This window comes from Massilimicrobiota sp. An105, assembly GCF_002161155.1.
Classification (GTDB): Bacteria; Bacillota_I; Bacilli_A; order Erysipelotrichales; family Coprobacillaceae; genus Allocoprobacillus; species Allocoprobacillus merdigallinarum.
Genome location: NZ_NFLY01000015.1, coordinates 48,728 through 54,981, shown reverse-complemented (window position 1 = coordinate 54,981; position 6,254 = coordinate 48,728). Strand labels below are relative to the sequence as shown.

Below are 6,254 nucleotides of genomic sequence, written 5' to 3'. Positions count from 1 at the left end.
TTGGACATATTGGTTTAAAAATAGATGAAACACCTATCTCTATTTATCCTACTTTTGTTAATTACAATAAGCTTATATTAATGGTTGAAGATTATCATTATATTTTATTGATAGGAGCAGGTCTAGAAAATACAGCATTAACTTCATATCATGAATCACGTAGTGAACAACAAAAATTAGAATACTTTTTAAAAGTCTTAAGTGATAAATCCAAGTTTGAAATTTTAACTTTGTTGAAAAAGAAATCTATGTATGGTCATGAACTTGCGAAAGCTATGAATCTCAAAACTCCAACAATCTCTTATCATATGGATGCCTTATTGGATGGAGATTTTATTCGTATTAGAAAAGAAAATAATCGTATTTATTATTCATTAAATGAAGCAGAAATTGAACATATGATTCAATATTTACATCAAAAACTATTAAAAGAATAAGAGTAAACCCCGTTATTTGTCTATTTTCATAACGGGGTATTTTAAACTTATCCTTTTTTTAGTCCTAATAAATATTCCTTATTCGCATGAGGATCATCACTAATAAATTTTGCCCATTGATACTGATGTGTCTTTTTAGCACATTCTAGAAGATATGTCTGATATTCATTGATTCTTTTGATTAACATCTGCTCACAATCATCAATACCATACCTTCTGACAATAGCTGTTAATTCATAGACAACCAGTCCAATTGCATGTGTTTCTACATGAACTGTTCCACAACCCTGTCCAACAGCATGGCATAAAGCCTGATCTGATACATCTGTTATATCTTTAGCCATTGCATGTACAGCAAGTATAGCTTTTTTGGCTTCTAGCATTTTGATATCTCCTCTTGCCCATTGACGTGTTTTTTCAATAGCGACTCTAGGTCGATTGTCATCTGGATATTTATTTTCTAATGTGATGACGATTTCTTCTACAAATTTCAATGCCCACAAAACGAGGGCCTGATGAGATTGCTTTTTGATATCTGCCAGTAAGTCCTGTAAACAGGCACTTTCCCTTGAAAAAAGAATTTGATTTTTTCTTTTCCATTTGATTTTCATATCTGTTAAATCTATTTTATTCACTCTTTAACTCCCTGCCATTCATCATACCTTGACATGCCCATAGAATAATAAGCGCTAATATAAAATTCATTGCTAATGAGGCCATTGAAAGCATAGTAAGAACCGTTGGCGTTAATGCATTTGTCATCATAAAAATCACTGTTAATATAACACTTGGTAAAGCACTGACAATCATAATCAACATACGCATCATGTTTTCAAAGACTTGTGTTGTACGACTTTTTAACAATCGTATTGTCAGCACACTGGCACTCATAAAGATAAAAATATAACCAAACATATTGATCAGATACATGAAAATGGTTAAAAATGTTTCATGATAATACATTCCCACAACAATAAAAGACAAAGTTCCAATGATGGATACTTTCATAAAAGTTGGAATCATCACAGCAATAAGCTTTTTATAAGGTTTATCAGGTATAAGATAGATCTGATAATTTTTTAATTCACCTACTAAATCACTGGTTTGCATCATCATAAATAACCAGATTATCATCATATAGATAAAGAAACCAAATCCTAAATCAGAAAAAATAGTTATAACCAAATAAATACCTATGGAAATAATATCATTCCATGAGATTATATTCCCTTTCTTTTTCATCAATAATAGATTTTTTGATAACACTGCATAAGCACCATCATAAAACCTTTTTACACTGGTTTTTTTCACTTTCACATTTCTTAAAGCATCCTGATTACCTGCTTTAAATTCTTTTAATTGTTTAGATAACTCTAATGAATCTTGTAATGCCTGTTCATAAAAATCACCTTTGTAAGTAATAAATAATAGATAGATAATGACTAAACTTATAACCAAAAGCAATAATCCTAAACAAACCATCCCCATTTGAGAGGTCACATAAGAAATCAAAGTCAACTTTAACCAACCAAAAACAGGTACAAAATAAAACAGTGGTGATTCAATAAAATCAATCATAATTGTTTGAATCCTTCCTGTTTCTAAATATGTCAGTCCTAAAATAATCACCAGCACAATCCCAAATATTCCTGCGATTATATAATTTATCTTTTTATATTTTTGATCACCTATTGATAAAATATAGCTATAATCAATAAAAACAAGAAAGATCATAATAGTTAACATACTACCTAATAATGCTAGTCCTATAAATCCAAAATCTACACTCATTCCCATATTCATACCAATAAAGAAAATCAATGCAAAAAATGATAACAATATGGATTGCAAAAAGGTTTGAAATGTTAAGAATGTCATAATTTGCTTTTTATGAAAGGGTCCACTAAATAAGAAATAAGCATCTTCTCCAGAAAACAAAGCTTTTCTTGAAGAAAGCATCGTAGAAAATAACATTAAAGCCAAAAATCCAACAAATAGTAAAATAGATGAATGCAATTCAAAATTCACAGCCATATAACTTTGATCTTTTGGCAAAAATAAGAAACTATAAAATACAAAACCATATAAAAGAACAATAAAGATCGTAAAGATTGCACTTGATGGCTTCTTAAAGAGATTTCTCACTGTCGCTTTTGTTTTCATAAACCATAATAAACATAATGATTTCATACTATTCTCCTTCAGTTAATTCAAAGAAGTAATCTTTTAAGCTCTCTTCTTGAAGTTCATCTTTTTTGATTCTTTTGATAATATGTCCTTCTTTCATAATATATGCTTCATCAAAAATATCACTGACAATATCAATAATATGTGTACTGATTAAAACGGCGCATCCATTATCAGCTATATTTCTTAATAATTTAAGTGTTTCTTCAATACTTGCTGGATCTAACCCCACCATTGGTTCATCAACCAATAATGCTTTTGGTTCAATCATAAAGGCCAATAACATACTTAATTTCTGTGTCATACCTTTACTTAATTCTTTGGCCATCTTCTTTCTTTTTTCAGTCAATTGAAATAATTCTAAATATTTTTCTGCTTTTTGTTTATAGTTTTCAATCTGATAGGCATGACCAATAAAATCAATATGTTCTTCAACAGTTAATAAATCATAGAGAACTGGTGTTTCTGGCACATATCCAAAACATCGTTTCGCCTCAATTGAGGCATTATCATAACCACAAATGTCAATACTCCCCTCAAACTTTAAAAGATTCGCTATACTCTTAATTGTGGTTGATTTTCCTGCTCCATTAGGTCCTAATAGGATAGTAATCTTTCCACTTTCAGCAATCAGTTCAACATCATCGACTGCTTTAAAATCTCCATATTTTTTTGTCAGGTGTCGTATTTCTATCATATCATCCCTCCTCTTTCTTTTTTATTATATACCCCCCTCCCCGATATTTTTGCAAGGGGCAAGCTGATAATTTTATTATAAGCTATCATAAATCAAATGTCATTGATTATCATATAAAAAAATCCTAACTCATCGTTAGAATCTTTTTTTCATTAATTCATTTTCATCTCTATGATATCTACATTTTGATAATCAATATGATCATTGATGTCATAGACAATTTGACTCAATACATAGTATCCACCATTGATATAAATTTCAAAAATATGATAATCATAATAAATTTCTAAATCATAATGTCCACTTAATGGTGGTGTTTTATTCACATTACAAACTTTATCATGTTGAATAGAAACTTCCGTTCTATCACAACATAAGCAATCATCCTGTATAAAAAGCTTCATGCCACCCAAACAAATTTGACTATTTGAGTATAATTTGACACGCATATAAAACGGCTCTTTCAAACTGACACTATCTACCTGACGATGGAAGTATTGTTGAACATGTGGCTGTACTAACTGATAAACATGATCATTTTTATATTCAAAAACCCTTGGCAATATATATAATCCTGTCCATGATTCATTTTCAACTGGTTCTCGCATACGCATCCAAGCTAGCATTGTGCGTTGACCATTCTCATCCAGAAAAGTTTGAGGCGCATAAAAATCCAACCCATAATCTAAATACATGAAATCTCCTTGTTGAGTTATTGTCATTGTATCTTCATCAAATTTGACTGGCATTATAACGGCAACACTATCTGGCTGTGAATCACGAATATGTTCTGGCGAAAAAATCATAAAGTATTGTCCATTGATTTCAAATAAATCAGGACATTCCCACATATCACCAATACGATCATCTAAAAAGCGATTCTTATATGTAAAATGAATAGCATCTTCACTTTCATATAATAAAACTTCTCCACAATAGCCTGTTTCACTTGGAACTTTACTACCTACAATTAAAGCATATTTCCCATTTTTCATTTTCCACACTTTAGGATCTCTTGTATGTCTCACATCTCCTAAAGTTTTATCTTCTATGACATCAATAATCTTTTGTTTTCCATCCTTATTATCAAAATGAAAACCATCATCAGATATCATTAATGCCTGTGATGCAATCAAATCATCATCACTATATTGGATATGTACATACTCAGGATTTTCTTTCGCATAGCGAATAGCCGTATAATAAAGATATAATTTTCCATCTTTTTCAATAGCTGAACCTGAAAAACAACCATTGCGATCATAAATTTTTGATGGATATAGGGCAATAGGGTAATGCTGAAAATGAATAAAATCTTTTGTCGTTGCATGTCCCCAATGCATTGTTCCCCAAAAATTTTCATATGGAAAATGCTGATAAAAAATATGATAATTTCCTTTATAATAAATTAAACCATTAGGATCATTAATCCAATGATATGGTGCTGTAAAATGTATTTTTGGTTTCATGATGTTTTCCTCCTTATATTTATCATATCATGTTTTGATTGACATGAAAAAGATTTATTTTTGACAAGACTGATTTGATACATTATTTTATAAAGTAGAAACGATTCAAAAGGAGGTTATGATGTTGCAGGCTCTAGCAAGTGATATTGATCACACTTTATTTTTCCAAGAAAGAAATCCACAAATTTCAATTCAAGACTGTCAAGCTATACAAAATTATCAAAATCAAGGGCATCTCTTTGGTTTATGTAGTGGTCGTCCTTATCAGGGTGTTGTACACCTATCTGACCAGATTCACCCTGATTTCTATATTATCACAAGTGGTTCTCTTATTTTAGATCATGCTTTACATATAATTTATGAAAAGTTTATAGATCATCAAATATTACATCAGTTATTTTATCAATATAAGCAGTACGCTCTGATTATTATTCATGCTAGTCATCATCTTACATATAAAACAGATAAAGAATTTGTAGAAGATGATTGTTATTTAATATCTGACCTTCAAGATTTTGAGGATTCTGCTTATGGAATTTCTTTGGTTTTTCATGATGAAACAACAGCATTACAAGAAACACAAAAAATAAATCAAACATTTAAAGATATAGAAGCCTTTCAAAACAAAGATTCTATAGATATTGTGCCAAAGGGCTGTTCTAAAGGAGAGGCATTAAAAAGAGTTAAAGACTATTATCAAATAACTTCTTTAGCGGGTATTGGCGATTCTTATAATGATTTATCAATGCTGACAAATGTTGATATTCCTATCACTTTTGTAGACGCACCTCAAACATTAAAAGATATTACCCAGTTTCATGTTCATAGTGTTGCTGAAGCGATTGCCAATTTAAAATGTTATAACAAAATAGAATGATGACTTCTTGTTATATGTTTAGCAAAATATATCTCTTTTATAATGAGAGATATACTTTTCTAAATGATAATTTTTTTCATGAAAATTAAAGTTCATATCTTATTTCTGCATATTTTTTTGATTTCATAAAAGCATATAGCTTTACGTGTATTGTTTTCTATAATAAAGGTATCAAGCAAACGAGTGAAAAAATGAATAAAATCGTATTTATTAATGTTGATGGAACATTATGAAACTATGAAAACAAATTACCTGAATCTGCTGCCATTGCCATCCAACAAGCTCATGTAATTGATGAACTTCTGAAACATCTTCATGCCAGTATAGAAGATACCCTAGCTTTTGGAGATGCTAAAATTGATATCCCAATGTTAGAATATTGCCACGTTGGTGTAGCCATGGGTAGTGGTGGTGAAGAAATCAAAGCTATGAAATGATAATTATAGTCAATAAGAATGATATAAGATTTTAAGGATTAAGTTAAGATACTGGTTCAATTGAAAATTGGTACCTTTTTGATTATATCAAAATAATTGATTCATCTTACTTTTTTAGATGAACTTATTTTTGATTTGACCCTTTAGTTA

Annotated in this window: 7 protein-coding genes; 3 read left to right on the top strand and 4 right to left on the bottom strand. The window is 29.9% G+C overall.

The window, feature by feature from the left end:
- The coding region (locus B5E48_RS06000) for an ArsR/SmtB family transcription factor (RefSeq protein ID WP_143746775.1) at window positions 1–437 on the top strand (437 nt) is incomplete at its 5' end.
- 47 nt (window positions 438–484) lie between these two features.
- On the opposite strand, the gene B5E48_RS05995 is transcribed toward B5E48_RS06000, so the two are convergent.
- The 4 genes from B5E48_RS05995 to B5E48_RS05980 form a co-directional block, all read right to left on the bottom strand.
- Window positions 485–1,072 (bottom strand): putative immunity protein, encoded by a 588-nt coding sequence (locus tag B5E48_RS05995; RefSeq protein ID WP_206407324.1) that lies wholly within the window; start codon window positions 1,070–1,072, stop codon window positions 485–487.
- The gene (locus B5E48_RS05990; RefSeq protein WP_087297609.1) at window positions 1,065–2,627 is read right to left on the bottom strand and encodes a putative ABC exporter domain-containing protein; all 1,563 of its coding nucleotides are present in this window, start codon (window positions 2,625–2,627) and stop codon (window positions 1,065–1,067) included. The genes B5E48_RS05995 and B5E48_RS05990 overlap by 8 nt, the downstream gene beginning before the upstream one ends.
- A 1-nt stretch (window position 2,628) precedes the next feature.
- On the bottom strand, window positions 2,629–3,321 hold the full coding sequence (locus tag B5E48_RS05985; protein ID WP_087243664.1) for an ABC transporter ATP-binding protein: 693 nt from the start codon (window positions 3,319–3,321) through the stop codon (window positions 2,629–2,631).
- Window positions 3,322–3,473: 152 nt separating this feature from the next.
- Window positions 3,474–4,790 carry a glycoside hydrolase family 32 protein gene (locus B5E48_RS05980; protein WP_087304426.1) on the bottom strand — a complete coding sequence of 439 codons (1,317 nt, stop codon included), beginning with the start codon at window positions 4,788–4,790 and terminating at the stop codon, window positions 3,474–3,476.
- Between the two features lie 121 nt (window positions 4,791–4,911).
- Between B5E48_RS05980 and B5E48_RS05975 the strand changes: the two genes are divergently transcribed.
- Both B5E48_RS05975 and B5E48_RS05970 read left to right on the top strand, forming a co-directional pair.
- Window positions 4,912–5,667, top strand: coding sequence for an HAD-IIB family hydrolase (locus B5E48_RS05975; protein ID WP_158097262.1), 756 nt, complete (start codon window positions 4,912–4,914; stop codon window positions 5,665–5,667).
- 266 nt (window positions 5,668–5,933) lie between these two features.
- Window positions 5,934–6,104 carry an HAD hydrolase family protein gene (locus B5E48_RS05970; RefSeq protein ID WP_087243710.1) on the top strand — a complete coding sequence of 57 codons (171 nt, stop codon included), beginning with the start codon at window positions 5,934–5,936 and terminating at the stop codon, window positions 6,102–6,104.
- Window positions 6,105–6,254 lie beyond the last annotated feature (150 nt).

Bases quoted from the DNA above. Each gene is read 5' to 3' on its own strand.
- B5E48_RS05990 (WP_087297609.1), bottom strand. From the start codon at position 2,627: ATGAAATCATTATGTTTATTATGGTTTATGAAAACAAAAGCGACAGTG.
- B5E48_RS05985 (WP_087243664.1), bottom strand. From the start codon at position 3,321: ATGATAGAAATACGACACCTGACAAAAAAATATGGAGATTTTAAAGCA.
- B5E48_RS05980 (WP_087304426.1), bottom strand. From the start codon at position 4,790: ATGAAACCAAAAATACATTTTACAGCACCATATCATTGGATTAATGAT.
- B5E48_RS05975 (WP_158097262.1), top strand. From the start codon at position 4,912: ATGTTGCAGGCTCTAGCAAGTGATATTGATCACACTTTATTTTTCCAA.